General features: G+C 42.3%; 29 protein-coding genes. 23 read left to right on the forward strand and 6 right to left on the reverse strand.

What is annotated here, in order from left to right:
• Positions 1-10: 10 nt before the first annotated feature.
• The 3 genes from L4C54_RS01570 to trhO all read right to left on the reverse strand — a co-directional run bounded on the left by L4C54_RS01570 (position 11) and on the right by trhO (position 5,367).
• Positions 11-1,945, reverse strand: coding sequence for a TonB-dependent receptor domain-containing protein (locus tag L4C54_RS01570; protein WP_428806811.1), 1,935 nt, complete (start codon positions 1,943-1,945; stop codon positions 11-13).
• Positions 1,946-2,338: 393 nt separating this feature from the next.
• Positions 2,339-3,955, reverse strand: a complete 1,617-nt coding sequence (locus L4C54_RS01575; RefSeq protein WP_428806812.1) for a BCCT family transporter — start codon at positions 3,953-3,955, stop codon at positions 2,339-2,341.
• Positions 3,956-4,377: 422 nt separating this feature from the next.
• Complete coding sequence (gene trhO / locus L4C54_RS01580) at positions 4,378-5,367, reverse strand: oxygen-dependent tRNA uridine(34) hydroxylase TrhO (RefSeq protein WP_428806813.1); 990 nt, start codon at positions 5,365-5,367, stop codon at positions 4,378-4,380.
• Positions 5,368-5,620: 253 nt separating this feature from the next.
• Here trhO and L4C54_RS01585 point away from each other — a divergent pair, with 253 nt between their 5' ends.
• The gene (locus tag L4C54_RS01585) at positions 5,621-6,421 is read left to right on the forward strand and encodes an acyl-CoA thioesterase (RefSeq protein ID WP_428806814.1); all 801 of its coding nucleotides are present in this window, start codon (positions 5,621-5,623) and stop codon (positions 6,419-6,421) included.
• 137 nt (positions 6,422-6,558) lie between these two features.
• On the opposite strand, the gene L4C54_RS01590 is transcribed toward L4C54_RS01585, so the two are convergent.
• Positions 6,559-8,163 (reverse strand): ABC-F family ATPase, encoded by a 1,605-nt coding sequence (locus tag L4C54_RS01590; protein WP_428806815.1) that lies wholly within the window; start codon positions 8,161-8,163, stop codon positions 6,559-6,561.
• A gap of 325 nt (positions 8,164-8,488) precedes the next feature.
• Between L4C54_RS01590 and L4C54_RS01595 the strand changes: the two genes are divergently transcribed.
• The 15 genes from L4C54_RS01595 (at position 8,489) to L4C54_RS01665 (ending at position 18,250) form a co-directional block, all read left to right on the forward strand.
• Positions 8,489-8,911, forward strand: coding sequence for a GFA family protein (locus L4C54_RS01595; protein ID WP_428806816.1), 423 nt, complete (start codon positions 8,489-8,491; stop codon positions 8,909-8,911).
• A gap of 138 nt (positions 8,912-9,049) precedes the next feature.
• Positions 9,050-9,322: a hypothetical protein gene (locus tag L4C54_RS01600; protein WP_428806817.1), complete on the forward strand. Its 273-nt coding sequence runs from the start codon at positions 9,050-9,052 to the stop codon at positions 9,320-9,322.
• A 26-nt stretch (positions 9,323-9,348) separates the two neighbouring features.
• On the forward strand, positions 9,349-9,681 hold the full coding sequence (locus L4C54_RS01605; protein WP_428801884.1) for a YnfA family protein: 333 nt from the start codon (positions 9,349-9,351) through the stop codon (positions 9,679-9,681).
• A 26-nt stretch (positions 9,682-9,707) separates the two neighbouring features.
• Positions 9,708-10,013: a DUF1330 domain-containing protein gene (locus L4C54_RS01610; protein ID WP_428806818.1), complete on the forward strand. Its 306-nt coding sequence runs from the start codon at positions 9,708-9,710 to the stop codon at positions 10,011-10,013.
• Between the two features lie 101 nt (positions 10,014-10,114).
• On the forward strand, positions 10,115-10,474 hold the full coding sequence (locus L4C54_RS01615; protein ID WP_428806819.1) for a nuclear transport factor 2 family protein: 360 nt from the start codon (positions 10,115-10,117) through the stop codon (positions 10,472-10,474).
• Positions 10,475-10,512: 38 nt separating this feature from the next.
• A complete protein-coding gene (locus tag L4C54_RS01620) occupies positions 10,513-10,713 on the forward strand; it encodes a CPXCG motif-containing cysteine-rich protein (protein WP_428806820.1) in 201 nt (66 codons plus the stop codon).
• A 29-nt stretch (positions 10,714-10,742) separates the two neighbouring features.
• Complete coding sequence (locus L4C54_RS01625) at positions 10,743-11,081, forward strand: hypothetical protein (RefSeq protein WP_428806821.1); 339 nt, start codon at positions 10,743-10,745, stop codon at positions 11,079-11,081.
• A 262-nt stretch (positions 11,082-11,343) separates the two neighbouring features.
• Positions 11,344-12,072: a DUF4956 domain-containing protein gene (locus tag L4C54_RS01630; protein WP_428806822.1), complete on the forward strand. Its 729-nt coding sequence runs from the start codon at positions 11,344-11,346 to the stop codon at positions 12,070-12,072.
• Between the two features lie 3 nt (positions 12,073-12,075).
• Entirely contained in the window at positions 12,076-14,712 is a 2,637-nt protein-coding gene (locus tag L4C54_RS01635; protein WP_428806823.1) for a CotH family protein, read from the forward strand.
• The gene (locus tag L4C54_RS01640) at positions 14,709-15,398 is read left to right on the forward strand and encodes a polyphosphate polymerase domain-containing protein (protein WP_428806824.1); all 690 of its coding nucleotides are present in this window, start codon (positions 14,709-14,711) and stop codon (positions 15,396-15,398) included. Before L4C54_RS01635 ends, L4C54_RS01640 begins: the two co-directional genes overlap by 4 nt.
• A gap of 162 nt (positions 15,399-15,560) precedes the next feature.
• On the forward strand, positions 15,561-16,034 hold the full coding sequence (locus tag L4C54_RS01645; RefSeq protein ID WP_428806825.1) for a GNAT family N-acetyltransferase: 474 nt from the start codon (positions 15,561-15,563) through the stop codon (positions 16,032-16,034).
• Positions 16,035-16,099: 65 nt separating this feature from the next.
• Positions 16,100-16,513, forward strand: a complete 414-nt coding sequence (locus L4C54_RS01650) for a GFA family protein (protein ID WP_428806826.1) — start codon at positions 16,100-16,102, stop codon at positions 16,511-16,513.
• Between the two features lie 11 nt (positions 16,514-16,524).
• The gene (locus L4C54_RS01655) at positions 16,525-17,064 is read left to right on the forward strand and encodes a hydrolase (RefSeq protein ID WP_428806827.1); all 540 of its coding nucleotides are present in this window, start codon (positions 16,525-16,527) and stop codon (positions 17,062-17,064) included.
• A 9-nt stretch (positions 17,065-17,073) separates the two neighbouring features.
• Complete coding sequence (locus L4C54_RS01660; RefSeq protein ID WP_428806828.1) at positions 17,074-17,526, forward strand: NUDIX hydrolase; 453 nt, start codon at positions 17,074-17,076, stop codon at positions 17,524-17,526.
• Between the two features lie 97 nt (positions 17,527-17,623).
• On the forward strand, positions 17,624-18,250 hold the full coding sequence (locus L4C54_RS01665; RefSeq protein WP_428801872.1) for a LysE family translocator: 627 nt from the start codon (positions 17,624-17,626) through the stop codon (positions 18,248-18,250).
• A gap of 64 nt (positions 18,251-18,314) precedes the next feature.
• On the opposite strand, the gene L4C54_RS01670 is transcribed toward L4C54_RS01665, so the two are convergent.
• Positions 18,315-19,109, reverse strand: coding sequence for a substrate-binding periplasmic protein (locus tag L4C54_RS01670; RefSeq protein WP_428806829.1), 795 nt, complete (start codon positions 19,107-19,109; stop codon positions 18,315-18,317).
• Positions 19,110-19,394: 285 nt separating this feature from the next.
• On the opposite strand from L4C54_RS01670, the gene L4C54_RS01675 reads away from it, so the two are divergent.
• The 7 genes from L4C54_RS01675 to L4C54_RS01705 all read left to right on the forward strand — a co-directional run bounded on the left by L4C54_RS01675 (position 19,395) and on the right by L4C54_RS01705 (position 22,945).
• Complete coding sequence (locus tag L4C54_RS01675) at positions 19,395-19,880, forward strand: GNAT family N-acetyltransferase (RefSeq protein ID WP_428806830.1); 486 nt, start codon at positions 19,395-19,397, stop codon at positions 19,878-19,880.
• A gap of 26 nt (positions 19,881-19,906) precedes the next feature.
• On the forward strand, positions 19,907-20,467 hold the full coding sequence (locus L4C54_RS01680) for a GNAT family N-acetyltransferase (protein WP_428806831.1): 561 nt from the start codon (positions 19,907-19,909) through the stop codon (positions 20,465-20,467).
• Positions 20,464-21,216 (forward strand): SDR family oxidoreductase, encoded by a 753-nt coding sequence (locus L4C54_RS01685; protein ID WP_428806832.1) that lies wholly within the window; start codon positions 20,464-20,466, stop codon positions 21,214-21,216. The genes L4C54_RS01680 and L4C54_RS01685 overlap by 4 nt, the downstream gene beginning before the upstream one ends.
• Positions 21,217-21,252: 36 nt before the next feature.
• Complete coding sequence (locus L4C54_RS01690; RefSeq protein WP_428806833.1) at positions 21,253-21,801, forward strand: hypothetical protein; 549 nt, start codon at positions 21,253-21,255, stop codon at positions 21,799-21,801.
• 50 nt (positions 21,802-21,851) lie between these two features.
• A complete protein-coding gene (locus L4C54_RS01695) occupies positions 21,852-22,085 on the forward strand; it encodes a hypothetical protein (RefSeq protein ID WP_428807408.1) in 234 nt (77 codons plus the stop codon).
• Positions 21,980-22,315 (forward strand): GNAT family N-acetyltransferase, encoded by a 336-nt coding sequence (locus L4C54_RS01700; protein WP_428806834.1) that lies wholly within the window; start codon positions 21,980-21,982, stop codon positions 22,313-22,315. Before L4C54_RS01695 ends, L4C54_RS01700 begins: the two co-directional genes overlap by 106 nt.
• A gap of 96 nt (positions 22,316-22,411) precedes the next feature.
• Positions 22,412-22,945 carry an AAA family ATPase gene (locus L4C54_RS01705; protein ID WP_428806835.1) on the forward strand — a complete coding sequence of 178 codons (534 nt, stop codon included), beginning with the start codon at positions 22,412-22,414 and terminating at the stop codon, positions 22,943-22,945.
• A gap of 62 nt (positions 22,946-23,007) precedes the next feature.
• Here L4C54_RS01705 and cobA read toward each other — a convergent pair whose 3' ends face one another.
• A complete protein-coding gene (gene cobA / locus L4C54_RS01710; RefSeq protein ID WP_428801864.1) occupies positions 23,008-23,775 on the reverse strand; it encodes a uroporphyrinogen-III C-methyltransferase in 768 nt (255 codons plus the stop codon).
• Positions 23,776-23,938 lie beyond the last annotated feature (163 nt).

Raw genomic sequence — 23,938 nt, forward strand, 5'->3', positions numbered from 1 at the left:
ATGGTTCCTATTACTTAAATCTGTATGTGCCGTTTAGGTACACCTGACGGGGTTGAACAGCGTAAGTAAAGTGCTCTGACTTATCGTCTAAATAGGTATCAAACACGTTTGAAACACCCATAGAGAAATCTACACTGTTTAATTTATAGTTAGCGGCTACGTTATAAACTTGGTAAGAAGGTAAGTCGTTATCTTCATACGTTTGTGCACCCGTATGGTTTACACTAACTTGCGTCGTTAAACTCTCTGTTGTTTGCCAATTAAGAGCAGCGTAGGCTTGCGACTCAGGCTTACTATCAATGGTTTTACCGCTCTCTTTATCGGTAGCATCAAGGATCGTTAAATTCATATTCACATAGAAATCTTGTGACAAGGTCACGCTTCCAGACCACTCTAAACCTTTCAGCTCTGCCTGAGAAATATTCGAATATTCATACACAGTCGATCCTGAAGATGGCGCTCCTCGGCAGCCTTCAACGCAACTCGTTTCAATCAAGTTCTCTACATCATTGTGGAACAGTGTCACCATACTGCTCCATTGATCGGCATTGTATTCTGCAGACACTTCATAAGAGCGGTTTACTTCTGGTTTTAGATCTTCGTTACCACGAATATCAAATGGGCGGCCATTACCAATACTAAAATACTCTGGGGACAGCTGTTTTATCGTCGGCGCTTTGAATCCTTCACCATAGCCCCCCTTTAACACCCAATTCTCACCCGGTGTATACACCAAGTACGCTCGCGGTGATGTATGACTACCAAATTCAGAGTGCTTGTCGTAACGCATACCGAGTAACAAAGAGAGATCGTCAGACAGGTGTACATCATCTTGTAGGAATAGAGCACTTTGATCGGCTGAACCTTTTCCGGAAGAGAGGTCTTTGCTCGTTAAACGCTGTTCACTCCATTGGCCGCCAACCGTCATATGATGGTTGTCACCAGCAAAGAATTGTAAATATCCATCAACAATGTCTTCATCGACATTGTTAGCGGTATTTGGCGTGCCGATATTTTTACTGTTTGTTTGAGTAACGCGAGATCCATAAACGCGAAGCTGGGAGTCACCAAAATTCCAAAAACCTGAATGGGTCAAACCATAGTCGAGCGTTTCGTAAACATTTGTGCTGCGGGTATAGATATCTTTATTCCGACCAGCCCCGTAGTCATACCATGTCTCGCTTTCGCCCACTCTCAAGTTTAAATCAAGCTCTTGGCTATCAGATAACACGCTTTTAAGCTCTGCATCTATGAACTTATTACGGTTGCCCGAGATGTCAGTTTCATTCTCATCATTACGATTCTTAACAAGACCTTGATAAGACTGACCTGCGGTTAATTTGAGATACAACTTGTCGTCAATAATAGCACCTGACGTCGACGCTTCTAAATTGCTGGTATTCCCGTGTTCATCAATCAACGTCGAGCCACCAGCACGAACACTGCCTCGCCAATCATTGCCAACAGGTTTTGTGATTACATTGACCACCCCGCCCAACGCATCTGAGCCATAAAGCGCAGACATTGGGCCTTTAATGACTTCGATACGCTCAATGTCGGACACGGGAATATTTTCAAGTTCTACATTGGAATGCCCCATCATATTTGAAGCGCCGGTAGTGCGTCGGCCGTTAATCAAAATTAAGCTTTGAGAAGAATCCATGCCTCGGATCTCGATGCCCTTTTTCCCTTGTCCAAGATCGGCAATATACACACCTGAAGTCGCGACAAGAGCATCGCTCAAATTGTTGTATGGCATTAATGCTAAATCTTCTTGTGTGATTACTGACACACTGGCTGGCACCTCTGAAACAGATTTTTGATAAGAGGTGGCGGTGACAACCATGTGTTCATCGTGAGTCTCAGCAGCGTACGCTTGGCTGACCGTTAGAAGAAATGTACCAAGAGATACATAGGATAAGTTGTTCTTAGTCTTAATGAGCATATAAACCACGCTAGGCTCTATAGGTTATGTTATAATGTAACAATTAGATTCGAAGAATGTTATAACATAACAATATTATTTCAACTAAAATTTTATAATTATTATTATTAATACGAAAACGAGGCGCGGTATGTACTTACCAATTGGATTATCTTTATTAAGATTTTTCGTCGATGGGTATCAATACCAGTCGTATTGGAGTGACGGTTGAACACTGTGAAATAGATTTATCTCACAGAGAGTTCAGTAGAAGCGAAAGCTATTTGGAAGAAATTATTCCATTTACTACGTAGGGTGAGATTAATGTAAACGTAAAAACGGCCTCAAACATGCATTTGAGACCGTTAGGGCTGATCATATTGAGCTTTAGATCTTAGCTTTTAGCAATAAGTACTATTTATATAAAGCACGTTCCGAGTTCAAACCTTTTAGCAGGCCAACGCACATTATTAAGATGACTAAGGTAAATGGTAACCCAGTCGTCACAACACCCGCTTGCAAGGCTTGCAGCGATTCAGTACCGCCAAGCCAAAGCATAACAGCAGCAATAACACCTTGAACTACTGCCCAGAAAATTCGCTGTGGCACTGGTGCATCAATCTTACCACCCGCCGTGATACTGTCGACGACGAGAGAAGCTGAGTCCGAACACGTAATAAAGAAGATCAATACTAGTACAATCGACAGCACAGATAACACATCGCCATACGCCATCGCATCAAATACGTGGAATAAAGATAGAGATATGTCAGTCAAGCCATTCGTACCTAACTCACCGACTTGATTAATAACTTGATCGATAGCAATGCCACCAAACGTCGCCATCCATACCAAAGTCACGAGCGTAGGAATAAAGATCACAGCACATAAGAATTCACGGACCGTACGACCTTTAGAGATACGCGCAATGAACATACCAACGAATGGACCTAACGAAATCCACCAAGCAAAGTAAAATATTGTCCAACCTTGCATCCACGCCACATCGCCACGGTCGTGTGGATTACTCAGAGCAACAAAGTTTTCCGCGTAAGCGACAAAGGTTTCAGGAATCGACACTGAAATTACATCAAAACTAACAATCAGCATGAATGCCAGTAATGAGAAGGCAAGTATCATATTGATATTACTCAATACTTTTACACCGCCGTTAATTCCGCGAATAACAGAGACAATGGCAATTAATGTCACGAGTACAATAACCATCAGCTGTAAGCCAATTCCACTTTCGATACCAAATACATGATTAATACCGCCAGCCGCTTGCTGAGCACCAAGTCCGAGAGACGTTGCGAGCGAGAATAACGTCGCCAGAACCGCCATGATATCAATGATGTGACCAGGCCAACCCCATGTTCTATTACCAATTAATGGATAAAAAACCGACCGCATGGATAACGGCAAACCTTTGTTATAAGAAAAGAAAGCCAGAGCCAGTCCTACAACGCCGTAAACAGCCCAACCGTGGAGCCCCCAGTTATATACCGTAGCAGCCAATGCTAATGATTTTGCTTCTTCGGTAAATGGCTCTACATTTAGCGGTGTTCCCCACCAGTTCGTAAAGTAAGCTGTTGGTTCAGCAACTCCCCAAAACAAGAGGCCAATACCCATTCCTGCTGCGAACAACATTGTTACCCACGATAAGGTCGAGTGTTCAGTTTGTGCTTGCTTGCCACCAATTCGGATTTTACCAAATGGCGATATAATCAACAGAAAAGTAAAAAGAACAAAGAAGTTTGTTGACCACATAATGAACACGTCAAATTGAGCCATAATGCCGTTACGAACACTGGTTAGTGTTGCGTTTGCAGTGGCGGGTTCAACGAGTAAAAGTGCAGATAAAAGAATGATAATCAGGGTGGCACTAATACCAAATACGGGGTTATGTATGTCTACTCCCCACTTTTGGATATTATCCTGACCAACTTTGTAATCGGTGGTTCCGATACTGTATTTATTGGTTGAATAACATGAATCTATGGGATTGGGTTTAATTAGCGTACTACTCATAACTATTGTTTATGATTACTCTGAAATACTTTTTGATCGAAAAGTAAAAACGAAATACCTGTCACAAAAAATTTGTAACAGATGTAAATATCGTGCGGAGACTAGCAATAACGGGGGGTAATATCAATTAAAGCTTGCTTTATTTTCCCTCGAACAGGTGTAAAACGCCGTCATTTCCATAATCACACCGAATGCAATCGCCAAAGCATGACACGATTTATAATGAATTATCACACGATAAAACAGCAACAATATCGGGAATAAGTTCTTCCAGATCAGTGCTGATAAGTAATAGACCAGATCATCCGTATAGTGATCTTTCTAAAATGAACACCTAATAAAGACACACAAAAATGGCCTAGACAAATATCTAGGCCACTGTCACTATTTTTTGAGAAATTAAAGTGCGTACTGAACGCGCCTTATTTTACTCTCTTGCCTGAGCGTTGCTGCTCTTTCAACGCGAGCTTTTGCTGTTTACGTTGTTCAATTAGGAGGCCCGCTTCGCCACCTACGTGTGTTTCGCCACGTGCGTTTGATAGCTGAGCTTGTTTTTCACGTTCACGGAATCGCGCCTTTTGCTCCTCGCTGTGTTTATCGACACACTTAGGGCAGCTCACACCTTTTTCAAAATACTCAGATTCTTGATCTTGCGCTGTGATTGGTAAACGACATGCGTTACAAACGTCATAGCCGCTCTTTTCAAGTTGGTGATTGACAGCCACACGACCGTCAAATACATAACAATCGCCTTCCCACATTGTCTCTTCTTCTGGCACTTCTTCTAAGTACTTAAGAATGCCGCCTTCAAGGTGATATACCTCGTCAAAACCCTGCTCTTTCATGTAGGCGGTTGATTTTTCACAGCGAATACCGCCAGTACAAAACATAGCGACTTTCTTATGCTTGGCTGGGTCTAAATTGTCTGCAACGTATTGAGGAAATTCGCGGAACGTTTCCGTGTTTGGGTTAACGGCATTCTTAAATGTGCCTATATCCACTTCGTAATCGTTTCGAGTATCAACTAGTAGCACTTCTGGATCCGAAATTAGATCATTCCAATCGCTTGGCTTCACATACGTTCCGACTACGTTGAGAGGATCGATACCTTCGACACCCATGGTCACGATTTCTTTTTTCAATTTCACTTTAGTTCGATTGAAAGGCTGCTCTTCGTTGAACGATTCTTTATAAACAACGTCGGCTAGGCGTGTATCTTGTTTGAACCATTTCAGCAGTGCATCGATTGATTCTCGCTTTCCTGCAACCGTACCGTTAATGCCTTCGCTCGCTAAAAGCAAAGTACCGCGGATATTATTAGCTTCAAGGAGATCAGTTAATGGTTGGCGAATTTCTTGGTAATCATTGAGCGTTACAAATTTATATAGCGCACATACAACATATTGAGACATGGTTTTTCCTTCTGCGAGCTGGAACGTAAATCCAGTGCGTGTCTTTGTAGACGGTTTAAAATCACGCGAAGTATAACGAAGCAGAGACTCCACAAAAACCAACCAAAAACAGGGGTATTTAACATTACAACTAACAAGGTCTAGTAATGTTAATCAATATATAACCCAAGATCACTATCGGTGACTTGAAGAATTGATTTGACTGATTAGACCAGTTAACATTAATTATACACTTCAGTAACAGAGTCTCTCTATGCACATTGATAATCTACTTCAACAAGTTCAAGAATGCGCAACCAACAACTCAACAATGACCTTCCCTGATAATTGGACACAAGGAAGAACCGCGTTCGGTGGCATTTCAGCGGCACTTTTATATACCGCAATGAAAACCAAAGTGGCCGATAATAGACCTCTGCGATCACTGACCACCAACTTTGTTGGACCGCTCTTAGCCAATACCCCTTTTTCATTTGAAATAGAGATCCTACGAGAAGGTAAAAATGCCTCACAGCTCACCGGAAGAATTATTCAAAATGAAGAAGTGGCCGTCATTCAGCAAGCAAGCTTTGGTATCGAACGATTTTCTGAGGTTGAAGTCAGCAACACTAGTGAGCATAAATTGCGTACGCCCGACTCGCTTCCGCTTGTTCCAGTGATCCCCTCCGTCACACCAAACTTCATTAGTAATATTGACTTGGCCATTGATGAAGGTGCAATGCCGTACAGTGGTGCGACACTGTCACATTTGAAAGGATGGATGCGGTTTAAGAGTGAACCACTGATAATTACAGATGCCCATTTAATTTGTCTGATTGATTCATGGCCCCCTGCTGTATTGCAAATGATGCAACAGCCAGCACCGGCCAGCACTATGATGTGGAACTTAGAATTTATTCATCCACATAAGCCCGTCGAACCGACTGATTGGTTCGCGTATAAAGCAGTCACAAGGCAAGCCGCAAATGGCTATGCACACTTAGAAGCAGACATCTGGAACAGTGCCGGAGATTTGATTGCGATTAGCCGCCAAAGTGTTGCGCTTTTCAGCTAGATAAATAAGCAATGCACTATCAGCGTTTGTAATTGGGATAACGTACAAACAAAGCCGCCGAGATCGTTAGACGATCTCGGCGGCTTTTATTTCAATAGGCAACAACAGTGACGTCGAATGCCTATAGCATCAACAGGCTATGACGTAGCGAGTAACTTCTTCTGGTGTGCTAGGTACTCGTTGTACGTACCTTGGAAGTTAATTAGTTGCTTATCTTTAACGTCAATAATAGAGGTTGCAAGAGATGACACAAACTCACGGTCATGGCTAACGAAAATTAGCGTACCTTGGTACTCTTTCAACGCATTATTTAGCGCTTCAATGGCTTCCATATCCATGTGGTTTGTTGGCTCATCCATAATAAGGACGTTAACATCTTGCATCATTAACTTGCCAAACAATAGACGGTTCTTTTCACCACCCGAACAGTTTTTCGCTTTCTTATTCGCATCATCAGCAGTAAACAACAGACGACCCAAAATACCACGAACCATCAAGTCATCATGTTTAGTGGTGCGCCATTGAGAGATCCAATCAAAGATGCTTAAATCGTTGTCAAAGTCAGCAGTACTGTCTTGTGGGCAATAACCAAAAGAGGCATTTTCAGACCATTTAACGACACCTTCATTTTGCTCTAACTCATTAACTAGGCAGCGTAATAGTGTTGTTTTGCCGACACCGTTTTCACCGATAACCGCTAAACGAGTCCCAGCTTCTAATAGTAAGTTGCCTTTTTCAAACAGCATGCCTTCTTCGAAGCCATGGCCTACATCTTTTAACTCTAACGCTAAACGGTGCAGCTTCTTACCTTCACCAAAATCAATGGATGGGCTGATACGGCTAGTCGATTTAACTTCGTCTAGTTTGATTTTATCCATCTTCTTCGCACGAGAACTTGCTTGTTTCGCTTTAGATGCATTCGCACCAAATCGGTTAACAAAGTCTTGCAGTTCGCTAATTTCAGCCGCTTTTTTAGCATTGCTTGAAAGTAGCTGTTCGCGAATAAGACCAGACGCTTCAAGGAAGTACTCATAGTTACCAGGGTAAATACGAAGCTCACCGTAATCGATATCTGCCATATGAGTACATACAGAATTCAAGAAGTGGCGATCGTGCGAGATGATAATCATTGTACATTTACGCTGATTAAGCTCTTCACCAAGCCAGTTAATGGTGTTGATGTCCAAGTTGTTGGTTGGTTCATCAAGTAGCAAGATATCTGGGTTAGCGAAAAGGGCTTGTGCTAGTAACACACGCAGCTTCCAACCGGGAGCAACTTGCTGCATCAAACCGAAATGGAACTCTTCTTCAATACCTGCTTGAATCAAGATATCGCCTGCACGAGCTTCTGCTGTGTAGCCATCCATCTCTGCAAATTCACTTTCAAGATCGGCTACTTTCATGCCGTCCTCTTCGCTCATTTCAGGCAGTGAATAGATGCGGTCACGCTCTTGTTTGATTTCCCAAAGTTTACGGTCACCCATAATCACAACATCAATCACGTTGTATTGTTCAAATGCGAACTGATCCTGACTCAATACACCCAGTTTCTCACCAGGAGTAATTGATACGTTACCTGAACTAGCAGCAAGCTCACCACTAAGAATCTTCATGAACGTTGATTTACCACATCCATTCGCGCCAATTAAGCCGTAACGGTTACCGTTACCAAACTTAGCTGAAATGTTTTCAAATAAAGGCTCGGCGCCAAATTGCATGGTGATGTTAGCAGTTGAAATCAATGAAGTATTCCTAGATGTTACGATTGGCTATCTACATTATCGGAGAGGCCAATTCGACTGAAATTAAAGAACGAATTTATAGGCGGCGAATTATACAGATTTATTGAACAAATGATAGATGTGAGAGCTAAGTCACAGACAGTATTTGGTGCTCTATAGAACGAAATATCTCTCTTTTTAACTCAAACTCTACAGCGACGTGTAATACGGTGACCAAAACCTCTGACTAAGGTAGTGTTACCTTGAAACGTGAATCTTTGTATTTTCACCATAACGTAACCATTAATGCCCGCTAATGGGCGATAACATCAGAATGGAGTTCAGGATGAGCAATAAGAGTAACGACTCAAAGGTATACAAGGGATCTTGCCTGTGTAGCGGCATCCAGTTTTCCGTCAGTGGTTTTGATAATAAAGCCGCCAATTGTCACTGTTCAATGTGCCGAAAATTCCATGGTTCCGCTTTTGGGACATTAGTGGGCATTAGAGGCCTCACTTGGCTTTCAGGCGAACACCTACTTAAAGAGTTCGTCGCGCCCAATGGAACAACCCGCACCTTCTGCATGGAATGCGGCTCTAGCTTAGGTTTTAGAGTGAAAGGTGCACCGATTGAGGAATTAGAACTTGCCATCTCTACACTCGACGATGATATCCCCGTCACTATTGATGCGCAGATTTACACGTCTTATAAGGCTGCCTGGAGTGCTCTGGATGAGAATTTAACGACCTTCGAAGAAGGACGAACATAGAAAAATGGGTCTCTATTATTGCTACGTTCGTTGTTAAACATCACTTCACAGATAATATAGATCTAGAGACTAAGAACTAAGTACATGGACAAGGCTTTATTCACTGTACTCACAGAAAACAGATAGGAGACTCTTTATATGGAACATTCAAAATTTTTAAGCTATCTCGCTGATGAACTTCATCAATACCGCCAAATTGTTGATACAAAAACAGAAGAAAAAAATGAAAAGCGTCACTTCATTAATGGCTTAATGACAAGTGCTCGATTCTTTGGAATAAGCTATGAGTCTTTGCAACACGTAATTGACAATCAGTTAAAACAACATATTAATGAACTCACCAACGCAGATACCGGTGAATTACTGGATGTACCCGCATTCATTCGACAGAACATAACCCTAGATTTTTAGATTAACCATTAAAACGAGAGCCTCCTTTGTTAGATATAAAAACCATCGGCCTTTTCTTTATCACTGCCATAGCCGAGATCATCGGTTGCTACCTTCCCTACCTCTGGTTACGAGAGGGTAAAAGTATTTGGCTACTCGTTCCAGCGGCACTCTGTTTAGCACTATTTGCTTGGTTATTATCACTGCACCCTACCGCTGCCGGGCGAGTCTATGCCGCTTATGGAGGCGTATATATATTCGCTGCGATACTCTGGCTTTGGATGATTGATGGTATCCGCCCTACCGTTTGGGATTTTGTGGGCGCATCTGTCGCGATGCTCGGAATGGCCATCATCATGTTCGCACCAAGAAATGGTTAATTGCATTAATAATTAAGGTATAACCTATGTATGAAATTTTAGTTGGACTTGAAGTCACTGATAATGCTGTCTACACCCAATATAGAGAGGCCATGAAACCGTTCTTAAGCTTTCATGGCGGTTCTTTTGGCTACGACTTCGTTGTTTCTGAAGTGCTACTGTCTCAAGTTGATGTTCCAATCAATCGTGTCTTTACCATCAACTTTCCAAACCAAACTAAGGCAGATGCGTTCTTTTCCAATAGTGAATATCTTCAAGTTAAAGAGCGCTACTTCAACCAATCAGTACAAAATACGACCATCATTGCTAGTTATGAAAAAACGCCTAACTAGCTCTATACGACTCTAGCGCACTCAATTGAAATGTGTCCAAGCCTCCACAATAAGAAAACTCGTTCTATAGTTATAAATGCATAGGCTATAGGAGAAAAATAATGAGCTTAATTGGAATAGTACAAAGTGGCTGGGAATCAGTGGGAGCCGGAAACTTCGATGAGTTAGTTGCGGATTATGTTGACGAGATGACTTTTGTCATGCCCGGACAAACAGATATTTTAGAGGGACGAGCAGATTTTCGTTCTGCGCTAAATAGTTTAGGTGAGATACTACCACCCGGCTTTGAAATTACCGGATTGCGTCACCTACAAGGAGGTAATGAAGTCGTCTCAATTGTTGAGTGGAAATCTGACAAAATAACCGCTTCTCAGCTAACAGTACTGTTCAAATTCGTAGACGATAAGATATTTGAAGAACGGTGGTTTATCGACACGAACCAATGGGCGAACGCTTTTTGATCAAAACATAGTCACCCCAAGCAAAAGGAACGAACATTTTGCTAAACACGCTGACTGAACACTCTATTTCGTGTCCATATTGTAACGAAACGATAGACGTACTGGTTGATTCAAGCGACCTAGACCAAGGTTATATTGAAGATTGCCAAGTGTGCTGCCGCCCGATTACCTTTGTCATTACTGAAGGGGAAAATGAAGCGTTTGTTGTCCGCGTTTACTGTGAAGACGACGTGTTTTAAGTTGAACGACAAATAAACGGAGTCACACTATGCCTATCGCGAACTGTTTCTATGCGCCAAGTCTAGACCTACAGATCAGTCAGTCATCGAGCATCATTGATCAGTGGGCAAACTATTCAGAGCAAGACGCCTCTTTAATGACCGTCAACTTTATTCAAACTGAACGTCAACACGGCAATGCATATTTTGTTATTGCAGAGCTATCTTTACCGTCACAGTGGCCCCAAACATCCATATCCAAAGTTCAATTAGGCCTAGCAAAGGCGTTAACAGAAACACTTTCGATTGAAACTCACCAAGTATTAGTAATGACTACGCTCATTGAGTCTGGCCTGATTGTCGAGAATGGTCAGGAAATCAACTGGTAGCGCCTTTCTAGCGGTGCCCTCTTCCATAATTCTCAATTTGAAAACCAAACTGAATCTCACTACCGCTCTGACTTTACTAGTTACTTAAAACGCTAAACACCCAATACGCCACAACACGAACAAACCAAGTAACCAATTGAAAATTAAAACAATCATAAGCCAGCCCTTGTTAATTTCGAAAATATCAATATTGGATCGATTTATGCGTCTCTTTTAATAAGCGTAATAGCCAAGTTATTCAATTGTAGAACTAGGAGTCACTATGGAAGCCGTCGACCCACTCTTAATTGCATTCTTACCCAAAGACATTCGATCAATGTTTTTTCCCTACGCCAGTGTTCAACTCGCCGCCTTGTTATTGAATTTAATCATCGGCTTTATCATGGCGAGTATTATCGGTTACCACTTTCGGAAATACGCCAGTGCCTTTTGTAATCGCCAAGACTTCTCCCGATTATTTCCTCTACTCATGTTAAGCGTCATATTGATCATAACCGTGGTTAAAGCATCATTAGCTCTCGCTTTAGGGCTGGTTGGGGCCCTTTCCATTGTTCGATTTCGCACACCAATCAAAGAGCCGGAAGAGTTGCTCTACCTATTCTTAAACATTGTTATTGCCGTCGCGCTTGGAGCTGGTCAAACGCTTGCGGCCATCTTAGCTTGTACGGTCACGCTTTTGCTCGTGACCTTAGTTAAAAAGCGAGATAAGCATCATCAAACTGAAAATGGTTTGTTTCTTTCGCTTAATCACCACTGCGATGATGGTTACGAAGAGACCCTTCTCATCTCGGCGCTTAAGGTTACATTACAGCAGCACGTTGATCGTATTGAATTACGTAGAATCGACATATCTGACACTCAGTTTGATGCCACCTTTTTCATTTCAATCAGTGATGAGCTACAAATCGATCAGTTTATTAATGCATTGAAACGCGAATATCCAGGTATCAACATCTCATTGCTAGAACAGCATAATATTGCAGGGGTATAAACCATGCAGCTGTATAGCCGAAACACATCATCAACGTTGCGTGAGAAGCACATCTACGCGCTGTGCCTCTTACTATTGCTGATACTGATTTTTCCGACAGGGCACGCGGTGAAAAACTACTTAATCGACAAAGGCTTCATGTCACACCACACCGAGACCCAAGATAAAGCCTTACAATTGGCAAAGAGCATTGCTTTGGCTCCAACGCATTGGTATTTATCAAATAAAGATCTGCCGATTATAAAAGTCGATATTAAATATCAAGCATGGCTAAAGCTAAAAGATGATCGCCAAACCGCGATGAACCACGGTTTTATTCCTGACGTTAGAAACGAAGTTTCCGCCGTTATTTACCATGGTGCAAACAAAATATCAGCGAAGGTTCGCTTGCAGGGCGATATGCTCGATCACATCAACAAAGCCAATCGATGGTCCTTGAAAGTGACGCTGGGTAAGAAACAGGCGATATTTGAATCGCGACGATTTGCCCTAGTTGCTCCTAGTGTTCGTCTCAACCAAGGTTCGAGCCTGTTTGCTCAAAGTATGAGACTGGCTGACTTCGACATTATATCGCCCAAACATATTCCCGTTAAGGTGGTATTAAACGGTGAGGACTGGGGAGTCATGTTATTTGAGCAAGGATTCAGTCAAGATTTGTTAGCCGTCAACAACCGCACAGAAGGTTTAATTATCCGGCTTGATATGCACGCTGAAACCACCAATGAACGCGGGCAAATCCACCGTGTCTTAAAACCACGCGTTCTGCAACGTAAAACCGTTCTGGGTAATCACTCGCTTTCCAATCAAAGACAATTGTCTCTGGCACTTCTTAATGAGTTTTTGGATGGCCGCCGTGCTGCTAGCGACGTGTTTGACGCCAAACGACTCGGGCAATACCTTGCTACTGTCGACTTATGGGGCGCTTGGCATGCGCTTACATGGAACAATTGGCGTTGGTACTACAATCCGCATACCGCCAAACTAGAACCAATCCAAAGTGATGTGGCCGTCACCCCTGCGTCGCATATCTGGTTGATGCGCCCTCCTAGCCATACGTTTGAGCTTAGTAACACCATGTTAAGTGACCCGCAAGTGAGGGCACATTACGAAGAGGCGAAAGAAACGCTAATGTCTAAATTACATTCGACATTAATTCCTAACCTTAAAACGTTTGAAGCTAACTTCAATCAACAGCTCCACTCTGATAGCCCATTACTCACCGCTTTCGACTACTCCATCATGGAGCGTCAAGCAGATTGCTGGCATATGGAATACCAAACCGCAGAATGCCAATCTATTTCGCATATGGACCCGAATCTTCATAGACAGATGGATTCATTCACAGCAATACCGAACTGGGATTTAATCAGCCGACTAAGCAGTCATGGTGGTAAAAAAGTTTGGACTGTCATCAATAATGACCAACAGCCCCTTTTAATAAAAGGGATTGAGGGCATCACTCGATACGATGAAATCAACCCACTGGATGAGCTAAATGATGAACTCCCAATAAAAATAATGCCGAATCAACAAACCGCTTTCACCTTGCCTAGCAGCATGGAATCCATCAATGTCTTTGCCGCGTTAGAAGGAAAAAAAGTCGCCAAATTTCAGTTCGTTAATAATATTAAGCTACTGACTTTCGTCCCTAGGCCAAGCCCATCAACAACCAGTGCATTTCCTTATGATCAATTTATCGATCGAGCCAAAGGACAATGGCAATTTAAACCTGGAAAATGGAGTATTAATACGTATCTCGTCACACCAGAAAATACCAAAGTTATTATACCCGCCGGTACTGAGCTGAACTTCAGTAAAAAAGCAGGGTTAATGGTCTTTGGGTCTTTAGATGTGAATGGGACTAATGAACATCCTGTGATAATGACCAAAACTGAGAGTGCGACTAAATGGTCTGGATTAGCGGTTTTATCCAAAAACAAAGAGACAACACATTCCATCTCTCACCTGAAAATTAGCTTTGCTAGCAGCCCTAAACTTGGCCTTTGGCAACCTCGTGGGGCTATCTATTTTGTTAATGGTTTCGTTCAAATGCAATCGGTTGATATTACAGACAACCAATCAGAAGACGGCTTAAATATCGTCAACGCCCATGTCCTTATTCGAGGCCTCAATATTAAAAATGCACTTTCTGATGCCTTTGATTGTGATTTCTGCACAGGAGAGTTAACCAACAGCCGATTTTATAACATTGGTTTTCGATCGGGTGGAGACGGTTTAGACGTAAGCGGTTCAACACTCGCACTCGCTGATGTCACGTTTGAAAAAGTGCGCGACAAAGCTATTTCTGCAGGTGAACGTAGTCAGTTAACCATTAAAAATGCGGCATTTAACGATGTGAATTTTGGCATCGTTGCTAAAGATGCCTCTTCCGTCGAAGCAAAAAATGTTACGGCGTCAAACGTTCAATACAAAGCGCTAATGAGTTACTCCAAAAAAAGGATTTTTGGTTCAGCATCACTCAACGTGAGTCACTATCAATGTTCTGACACTGGGTGTGACGAAAAAAATGTGGCGGAACTGGGAAGCCAGCTGGTTGTGAATGGCATTGAGATTCAACAACAGAAACTGGACGTAAAAAAGATGTATAACACCGTAATGAAATCGGACAAGCCAAGATGAATACAGAAGAGCAAGAGTACCGCTTTGAAGTTAAAATCCCAATCCCTCTGAACCGCTTGCAGAGAGTACAAACTTGGTTGATAAACAATGCAATGTCTTTTCGCAAGCATCACGACGAAAGAGATGTGAATAGTCTCTATCTCGACACGCCATTACTCGCTCGCTATGAAGAGAACCTGAGTGGTATCAGTAATCGTAAAAAAGTAAGAATTCGCTGGTACGGCGACTTAACTGACGCAATTAACGCTAAGTTAGAGTTCAAACATCGACGAGGAAGCAAAGGGTATAAGATACTTTATGATACTTCTCTTTCTCTTCTAGATCCCAATTTTAGCTGGGCCCAGCAACTTTTGAAAAGCCACCAACGCCTGCCAATGGATGGACAAATCCTCTGGGGCGCCGAACATACTCCCATCATCATTTGCCGTTATACACGTAAATACTACATCTCTCGTTGCAATAAGATACGTGCCACCATCGATTATAATATGACGGCCTACGATCAACGTTATCACCACCGTGTCAATTTGATTCGCCCTGTCTCACTCGGTGATTATGTTTTACTGGAGCTGAAAACCGACGCATGTAATGAACAAGCACTGAGTCAGTTAATCTCAACCTGCCCATTAAGGCCTTCACGTCACTCTAAATACGTAAATAGTATCCGTAACCTAACTTGGTTGTAGTGAAGATAAACACCCTACTTTGCGCTTACCTGCACCTTCCCTTAGCAACGCTTAATGCTCGAAAGTCGATATGAATTCTTCTAACAATAGCGTAACAAATTTGTGTACTATAGCGAGTAGAAAGCGCAACATGATGTCGACGTTTAAGGAATAACGGAAGCTATGATCACAATCGAAAAACTGCATGAATCGCATTTTGATACCGTACGAACTATTACGCTTGCCGACGATCAAATCAAGTTTGCTGGTACGGCCGATGATTTCTTAACACAAGGGAGTGATACTACCCACCTCCATATCATCAAAGATCAGGATGCTATTGTTGGCTTTTTTAAATTGGATACTGCCTACTCCTCTACCTACGACTTTTGCCCTGACAGTGGACTAGGTTTAAGAGCTTTTGTTATTGATAATAAACAACAAGGAAAAGGAATCGGCACCAAAGCGGTGACTGCTCTATTCCCATACTTGAAAAACCACTACGCTTCGTTTGACTCCATTTACTTAACGGTAAATTGTAAAAACCCGAACGCAAAAGCGTGTTACCTAAAAGGTGGTTTCGAAGACACAGAAAAACAATACCTTGGCGGTGCCGCTGGCCCTCAAACCATCATGTGCGGTCGACTCAAACCTTAAGTTGTACAAGGTAGTCGACCAACAAATATTTCAATCAATTTTTCAACTCATACAAGGAAGTAAACATGACTAAATTGCTAACAGGTAGCTGCTGTTGTGGCAGTGTTGAATACACTTTAGAAGATGATTTTAAGCTATTCTTTTTTTGCCACTGTCAGCAGTGTCGAAAGCTCACAGGATCCGCTCACGCTTCTAACCTGTTTACTTCCCCAGACAATATCACTTGGGTCAAAGGCAACGATAAAACCAAACGATACGAACACTCAGAGCGCTCATTCGCTAAAGTCTTTTGTACCGAGTGTGGCTCAGGTCTTCCGTATATCTCTAAAACAGGAAAGTTCCTCATTGTTCCTGCCGGAAGTTTAAATGAAGAACCGTCTAAACAACTGGACGCTCAAATATTTTGTGCCGAGAAAACCCACTGGCACAAGGTTGGTTTACAAGCCGTAACAGTCGATGGCTTTCCAAACCCAAAATAACGGAGACGAGCATGCTAGACAAAAACAGTACCGGACTTATCATCATCGATGTACAAGGCAAGCTTGCTCACTCCGTTCATGGGAGCGATGCACTGATTGCCAACTGTGCAACTCTCGTTAAAGGCGCACTAGCTCTGAAGCTTCCTATTATCTGGGCGGAACAAATTCCAGAGAAGCTCGGCGCAACCGTTGAAGAAATTCGTTCGCTACTGCCCGACCACCACCCCATCGACAAATTCACGTTCAGTGCGTGTGATGAGCCTAGGTTCTTAGATGCGATAAAAAGCGCTGGTGTCGATTCGTTTCTAATCTGCGGCATCGAAGCGCACATTTGCGTTTACCAAACCGCCGCAATGCTGAAAGAGATGGGCTTTGATGTCGAAGTAGTGATCGATTGTGTCTCTTCTCGAATTCCAGAAAACAAAGCGCTAGCAATCAATAAATTGAATGGTTTAGGCGTACAATCGACGGGGCTAGAGATGTGCTTATATGAATTGGTAAAAGACAGCCGAGCCAATGAGTTTAAGCAGATACTTAAGCTCATCAAATAGAGGTTTCTCATGATCCCACTCAGTACATCCATTGTTTCTGGTGTCGCTATTTCGAACATTGACGGCGTCACTAAGATCCTTTTAATGAAGCGCACCAAAGGGGGCTATTGGTGCCATGTTGCGGGGTCGATCGAAGGTGAAGAAAATGGATGGGAAGCCATCATTCGAGAGTTCAAAGAAGAGACCAATATCGACGTACAGTGCTTGTACAACGGGCACTTCATCGACCGATTTTACGAACCGCACGTAAACGTGATGCAATTGATTCCAGTCTTCGCGGTTTACTGCCCTGATAACCAAATAGTTGAATTGAACGAAGAGCACACCGAATATAAGTGGTGCTCACTGGAGGAAGCCATTGAGCATACCCCCTACCCGGGTCAACACGATGTTTATCAGCACGTATGGTCTTACTTTGTAGACAATGAGCCAAACGAGCGATTAAAAATAGAACTCGGTTGATTGATGTGGCAATTTAAAATTTGTACTCAGCCTTACCAAGGCAATACAACTTAAACAGGCGTTATTTACAAAAATGGCGTAATAACAAGGAGGTAAGATGTTTCCATTAGAAGTATTTATCGCGTATACGTTGGCTTGTCTTCTGTTGGTTATTTCCCCAGGTCCCGATAACCTGCTGGCAATTGGGCGCGGGTTGAGCCAAGGAAAGCTCGCTGCCGTAGCATCCGGTGTCGCATCAGGTACAGGAATCCTGTTTCATGTATTCGCCGCAACGTTTGGGTTAACGCTTTTAATCCAAACCTCAGAATTGGCCTTTTATGTTGTTAAATCAATCGGCGCGCTTTACCTGCTTTGGCTTGGTATCAAGGTGCTACGCTCTAGAAATTTGTTCTCACTAGAGCCAGCCAAAAAACAATCACTCAAAACCATCTTCTCAACAGGCTTTTTGTCTGCGGCGTTAAATCCAAAACCCGGCATGTTCGTGCTTGCCTTCATTCCTCAGTTTGTTGATCAGAATTTAGGTTCGGTCACCGTACAAATGATTGGATACGGGGTGTGGTTTGCAATACTCACTGCAATTGGGTTCAGCTTAATGGGTGTTTTCTCATCGAAAATTTCAACATGGCTAACCAACAAGCCAAGACTAGTCTCTGGTATGAATATTGGTGCGGGAGTCACGTTTATATCATCGGGATTAGCGGTCGCTTTTATGAAGCAACGTTAGCTTTCGTCATTACTGAGAAACTCGCATTACTAAGAAATAGACAACGACCTAAATACAGCGCTATTTAATTGGAAGTGTTACTACGCCAATTCGGATTACTTACATCGATAACACTCTCACCGGTTTGCTCATCAAGCCGTAAGATTGCGTCCTGCATGACACTTTGAATGGCACTCGATATCCCACTGCAAAGCGCTAAACCTCTTGAGGTGTTTTGACAAACATAGAATACGTCTAACACTGATATTGGGTGATTAACATTATATTTAATCAAGTGCCCTCTAGGGTGTGCCTTAATGGCATTCATCGTGGACGTGTCATCTCCAATAATAACGTCGATGCGTCCCTTCAACAGCTTGTCTACATTAATATCATCGTTATCTGCGTATTCAATTTTTATTGCTTCATTGCCTACTATTTCCTCGCCATAGCTGTATCCTTCTACGGCGCCTACACTCATGTATTCCAAATCGCTGACTGCCATATTCATCGTATCTTCTAGCGAGTATAAAACGATTCTCTTTAACCATATGGGATCAGAGACAATCACATCTTCTCTATTTTTAGGTACGTTCTCCCAAAGCTCAGGAAAGTAAGCCAGCAACACATCGTTTTTAAATAATTTTTGGATTCGTTTGGTTGAATGGATCTTTGTCTCCACCTCTAACTCTGCTCGCAGCACGATCTCTTCATGTAAATCAAGAAATAAACCGCTACCGTCTTCCATCACTAAACCCGGGATATAATAGCTGCCAACGGTATAGGGTTCGGCTTGTGAAGTAATGGGAACAAACAAGATAATGAATAAGATTAGATAACGCTTACTCCCATCAAAACTGAACCATTTGCTTTCTTTCATCATCGCTCCAAGAAATTTGCACTCATAAAGTATCGTCTGCCAAAGTAAAAACGCAAGAAACGTAAAGCTGGTCTATATTGATTTTCGCCACAATTCAGCTTAGCCGAATAGCCCTGATGTTTTATGCAGTTTATTACCATAACCCATTGGCGACTGGCACACCATATTCACATAACAATATGATGTAGATTGAGTTTTTGACACTTCGAGTGCAACATAGACCGATGGAGAATACGGGTGGACCATCGCCCGTTAGGTTAACGCTATATTCACGGAAAGAATTTCATGATTAGAGAAATCACAAAATTAGATTTTGAGTCATTTTGGTCGACGTTTTCCACAGTGATTCAGGATCAAGAGACCTATGCTTTTGATCCTGATATGACACAGCAAGAAGCATATCTTTTATGGTGTGACATGCCATTAAAAACGTATGTATTCGTTGAAAATGACGTTGTTCTTGGCTCTTATTACATTAAGCCAAATGCAATGGGCCCGAGTGGCCATATTTGTAATTGCGGTTATATGGTATCAAGTGAAGCTAGAGGTAAAGGCATTGCTCGCCTTATGTGTGCGCACTCACAAAAGACAGCCCTTGAACTTGGCTTTGATGCGATGCAATTTAATAGTGTGGTATCGACTAATAAAGTAGCAATTATGCTTTGGAAAAAGCTCGGTTTTTCCATTATTGGAACAATACCGAAGGCATATAATCATCGTCAGTTGGGCCTTGTTGATAGCTACATCATGTACAAATGGCTGCGAACATAACAACGCATTACGTAACAAGGACAGTTATGAGCATCAAAATCAGTTCGCAACGTTTGGACATGACATCAATCACTGAAGACGATTGGGAACTGTTCCGTTCGCTGCATACCGACCCTGCGGTTATTTCCCTATGCTTTGACGAACCTTCAACAGAAGAACTTTCGGAAAGGTTTCGCTCCCGCTTGCCTCATTGGAGCACTAAGTCTAGTCATTGGTTGTGTTTGACGATTGCGCTTAGAGAAACCGGTGAGCAAGTTGGTATCACTGGTCTCAAATTCAATAACGGAGTAGCCGAAGTCGGTTATCTATTATTGCCTCAGTTTTACGGCTTTGGTTTCGCAACGGAATCTCTAATGGCTGTGCTTAACTGGGCTTCCAATACTCATGGAATCTTTGCCTATAATGCTGTGGTCACTGAAGGCAACTTTAGCTCTGAACGTGTGCTGCTGAAATGTGGTTTTAGTTTAAAAGAGGTTATTCCTGATGCCTATGACATTGGCGGTAAGGTGTATGCGGATAATATCTATAGCATCGAAAATATAGATACATTGCAAGGCAAACAACTGGGCATACAAGGACAGACATGAATAATAAAAAAGTAGTGTTAATTACAGGCGCAGGAAGAGGCATAGGTGCCGCAACGGCTAGGCTCTTTGCAAAGCAAGGTTATGCTGTTTGTATCAACTATAAGTCAAATGCTGAAGCTGCGAATAGGCTCGCTTTTGAAATAACTTCAAATGGTGGAAAATGTATTACTGTTCAAGCGGACGTTTCTCTTGAGCCTGATGTATTACGATTGTTTAGCACGATTGACCAAGAACTAGGTTGCTTGAATGTATTGGTCAATAACGCTGGTGTTCTAAAGCAGCAATCGCGCCTAGAAGATATGACTGCTGAAAGAATCAACGCCATTTTAATAAATAATGTCACAAGTTACTTTCTCTGTTGCCGAGAGTCAGTCAAGCGTATGTCTACTCGTCATGGTGGGAATGGAGGTGTCATTGTTAATGTTTCCTCTGGAGCGGCACGTTCAGGTTCTCCTAATGAATATATTGATTATGCGGCGTCAAAAGGTGCAATAGATACACTGACCAAAGGATTGTCGTTAGAAGTCGCAGCAGAAGGTATTCGCGTTAACTGTGTTCGACCGGGATTAATTCATACCGAAATGCATGCTGATGGCGGAGAGCCAGATAGAGTTTCTAGGCTAGAAAGTATAATTCCCCTTCAAAGAGGTGGCGAGCCATCAGAAGTGGCTGAGGCTATCTATTGGTTGGCTTCCGATAAGTCATCTTTCTCGACTGGAAACTATCTAGATTTGGCCGGTGGTTTGTAACTTAATTGGGCGTTAAGTGAAAGGGGTTCACATAATATGAAAATTGGATTTAGTGTCATTACACTGATACTTTCAATCGTCGTAATTTCGGGTTGTGAAGATAAAACGGAAGTCTATGCAAACCCTCCCAGTTATCTGGTCGAACAGATAAACGCATATTTCCCCCTATCTATAAAATATGTGAAAAAAAATGAGGAAATAGCACTGTCTCAGGGTGAACCCTTGCGAGAGCAATATCTTGAAATCGCGAATAAGATTGGTATAAAACACCCTGAAAAAGTGCGAGTGTATTATGCAGATTCACTTCCTTTACCGGAAAACGAATCGCTGCTATTTCAGATGCAACGTTTAGGGCTTGATTCCCCACATTTTACAGGCACAACATTCGGCTACGGCATTTGGATAGCTAATCGAGCAAAAGGTGACAAACTATTACTTTCTCATGAGTTAATCCATGTAAAGCAAGTTGAAGAGATGGGTCTTGAAGCATTTACAAAAACGTATTTGTTACAGTTAAGTATCTTTGGCTACGCCGAGTCACCTATTGAACTAGAGGCTTACAAAAAGGCAGGGAACTATTTGTAATCATGTCCCAACTTATTCACCAGCAAGGCGCTATGTCCTAGGAGGGAAACGTGGACAAAATCTTTATTTCACCATTAGTTGATGGCGACCGAAGTTCTGTGTGTGATTTGCTTCAAGATGAGCAAACCATGCGATTTCTAGGCCCTCGAAGGCCTTTAACAGATGAAGAATCTGATGCTTGGTTGCTAATGAGCAACAAGCAGAAAGTAGGTTTGCCTTTCGCTCTGTTGAAAGCAATGAAATTGTTGGTTTTTGCGGAGTTACACTACTTGATGGCGAGTTAGACTTTGGTTATTTCATACGCAGAAAGTATTGGGGGCAAGGGCTAGCAATCCTTATGTGTAAAGCGGCAATACGTAAGTTAACTCAAACAATCGATTTAACCGAAGTTAAAGTATTTATCGCATCTGACAATGTAGGCAGCCAAAAAGTGGCACACAAATTAGGTTGGCAAAGAAAGTGCGCATCTGAGAATGAATTTGAGTCTGGTCACTTGTATCAAATCTGCACATAACTAACGCTTCAATAGGACAACCTAAGCATGGTTTAGGTCAGGTGCGTATCGCCTGCTAGGTAAACATTGTGTTAGAACAAATAATCAGGCTATGCGATGAAAAGAATTAATGTAATAGGCACTAGTGGAAGTGGTAAAAGTACTTTTAGCCGCAGTCTCGCCCGTGAACTGAACTATCCCCATTTGGAGATGGACGCAATGTTCTGGAAACCGAATTGGCAAGAGTCATCAGATGATGAGTTTTTCACAAAGCTCTCCGAAAGCTTGGATGGAGATTACTGGGTTTTAGACGGGAATTATAATCGAACAGCAGAAATAAAATGGTCTAAAGTGGATACCATCATTTGGGTTGATTATTCTTTTTCACGAACAGTCTATCAAGCGATGAAAAGAGCCCTCATTAGATCACTCACGAAACAAGAACTCTGGTCGAAAACGGGTAATGTAGAATCGTTTAGAAAATCATTTCTTAGCAAAGACTCGGTTATTCTTTGGACACTGAAAACATATAAGAAAAATCGTTTTCGCTACACCAAATTACTGAAAGACCCCAAGTATCGCCATATAGAGTTTGTGAGGGTAACAAGCCCCAAAGAGGCAAGTAAATTTATCACCAAGCTAGATAGATAACTGCCCTATCAACAAAAAATGCAGCATCATCAGACACTGCATTTTTGGGGAACAATCACGCTCTACTGACTTTCTTGAAACCACTTAAGTTTCTCATGAAGCCCAGTCACACTACCAACGACAATCAACGCAGGGCTAACCGCCTGTTTAGACAAATCAGCAAGTTCATCTAGCTTTCCTGTAAAGACTTTTTGCTTTTTACGCGTACCATTTTCAATAATAGCGCAAGGTGTATCAGCTGAAAGTCCGTTATCAATAAGATTTTGAGTGATCGTTGGGCACTGTTTTAAACCCATGTAAAACACTAACGTGTTGTTACTGCGTGCTAACGTTGGCCAGTGAATTTCTTGCCCATCTTTTTGAATGTGGCCAGTGATAAACTGAACACTTTGGGCGTGATCTCGGTGTGTAAGTGGAATACCTGCGTAGGCTGTTGCGCCTGCAGCTGCGGTAATACCCGGTACAACTTCAAATTTAACCCCATTTTCGGCGAGCGTTTCTAGCTCTTCCCCACCACGGCCAAAAATAAACGGATCACCGCCTTTCAAGCGTACCACTTGCTTGCCCTCTAGTGCTTTATCAACTAGAAGTTGGTTAATTTGATCTTGAGGAACAAAGTGAAAATCGACCTTTTTACCCACATAAATCATCTCAGCATCGTCTTTAGCGATAGCGAGAATTTCAGGGGAAACCAAACGGTCATAAACGACCACTTGGGCTTGTGAGATAACTCGATGCCCTTTAACCGTCAATAAATCGGGATCGCCCGGCCCTGAACCGACTAGTGAAACAAACCCTGATGGCTGAATAGTATGAGATACATCTGACATGCTGTGCTCCGAGCAATGGTTCTACTAATGTAAATCTAGTATGAACCTAATTCTTATTATGAGGCTTATTTCCATAAAGCCCCTACAACTTATGAAACTAAGATTATCAGTTGTCGTTAAAAAACATCACCATTAATTAAAACAAAGATGGAAATATTTATAA

The sequence above is a fragment of the Vibrio lamellibrachiae genome (genome assembly GCF_050337265.1).
Taxonomy (GTDB): Bacteria; Pseudomonadota; Gammaproteobacteria; order Enterobacterales; family Vibrionaceae; genus Vibrio; species Vibrio kyushuensis.

Bases quoted from the DNA above. Each gene is read 5' to 3' on its own strand.
- L4C54_RS01655 (WP_428806827.1), top strand. From the start codon at position 16,525: ATGCTAGACAAAAACAGTACCGGACTTATCATCATCGATGTACAAGGC.
- L4C54_RS01640 (WP_428806824.1), top strand. From the start codon at position 14,709: ATGAATACAGAAGAGCAAGAGTACCGCTTTGAAGTTAAAATCCCAATC.
- L4C54_RS01665 (WP_428801872.1), top strand. From the start codon at position 17,624: ATGTTTCCATTAGAAGTATTTATCGCGTATACGTTGGCTTGTCTTCTG.
- L4C54_RS01615 (WP_428806819.1), top strand. From the start codon at position 10,115: ATGAGCTTAATTGGAATAGTACAAAGTGGCTGGGAATCAGTGGGAGCC.
- L4C54_RS01660 (WP_428806828.1), top strand. From the start codon at position 17,074: ATGATCCCACTCAGTACATCCATTGTTTCTGGTGTCGCTATTTCGAAC.
- L4C54_RS01600 (WP_428806817.1), top strand. From the start codon at position 9,050: ATGGAACATTCAAAATTTTTAAGCTATCTCGCTGATGAACTTCATCAA.
- L4C54_RS01625 (WP_428806821.1), top strand. From the start codon at position 10,743: ATGCCTATCGCGAACTGTTTCTATGCGCCAAGTCTAGACCTACAGATC.
- L4C54_RS01670 (WP_428806829.1), bottom strand. From the start codon at position 19,109: ATGAAAGAAAGCAAATGGTTCAGTTTTGATGGGAGTAAGCGTTATCTA.
- L4C54_RS01650 (WP_428806826.1), top strand. From the start codon at position 16,100: ATGACTAAATTGCTAACAGGTAGCTGCTGTTGTGGCAGTGTTGAATAC.
- L4C54_RS01675 (WP_428806830.1), top strand. From the start codon at position 19,395: ATGATTAGAGAAATCACAAAATTAGATTTTGAGTCATTTTGGTCGACG.
- L4C54_RS01610 (WP_428806818.1), top strand. From the start codon at position 9,708: ATGTATGAAATTTTAGTTGGACTTGAAGTCACTGATAATGCTGTCTAC.
- L4C54_RS01570 (WP_428806811.1), bottom strand. From the start codon at position 1,945: ATGCTCATTAAGACTAAGAACAACTTATCCTATGTATCTCTTGGTACA.
- L4C54_RS01685 (WP_428806832.1), top strand. From the start codon at position 20,464: ATGAATAATAAAAAAGTAGTGTTAATTACAGGCGCAGGAAGAGGCATA.
- L4C54_RS01575 (WP_428806812.1), bottom strand. From the start codon at position 3,955: ATGAGTAGTACGCTAATTAAACCCAATCCCATAGATTCATGTTATTCA.
- L4C54_RS01595 (WP_428806816.1), top strand. From the start codon at position 8,489: ATGAGCAATAAGAGTAACGACTCAAAGGTATACAAGGGATCTTGCCTG.
- L4C54_RS01645 (WP_428806825.1), top strand. From the start codon at position 15,561: ATGATCACAATCGAAAAACTGCATGAATCGCATTTTGATACCGTACGA.
- trhO (WP_428806813.1), bottom strand. From the start codon at position 5,367: ATGTCTCAATATGTTGTATGTGCGCTATATAAATTTGTAACGCTCAAT.
- L4C54_RS01680 (WP_428806831.1), top strand. From the start codon at position 19,907: ATGAGCATCAAAATCAGTTCGCAACGTTTGGACATGACATCAATCACT.
- L4C54_RS01635 (WP_428806823.1), top strand. From the start codon at position 12,076: ATGCAGCTGTATAGCCGAAACACATCATCAACGTTGCGTGAGAAGCAC.
- cobA (WP_428801864.1), bottom strand. From the start codon at position 23,775: ATGTCAGATGTATCTCATACTATTCAGCCATCAGGGTTTGTTTCACTA.
- L4C54_RS01690 (WP_428806833.1), top strand. From the start codon at position 21,253: ATGAAAATTGGATTTAGTGTCATTACACTGATACTTTCAATCGTCGTA.
- L4C54_RS01585 (WP_428806814.1), top strand. From the start codon at position 5,621: ATGCACATTGATAATCTACTTCAACAAGTTCAAGAATGCGCAACCAAC.
- L4C54_RS01705 (WP_428806835.1), top strand. From the start codon at position 22,412: ATGAAAAGAATTAATGTAATAGGCACTAGTGGAAGTGGTAAAAGTACT.
- L4C54_RS01630 (WP_428806822.1), top strand. From the start codon at position 11,344: ATGGAAGCCGTCGACCCACTCTTAATTGCATTCTTACCCAAAGACATT.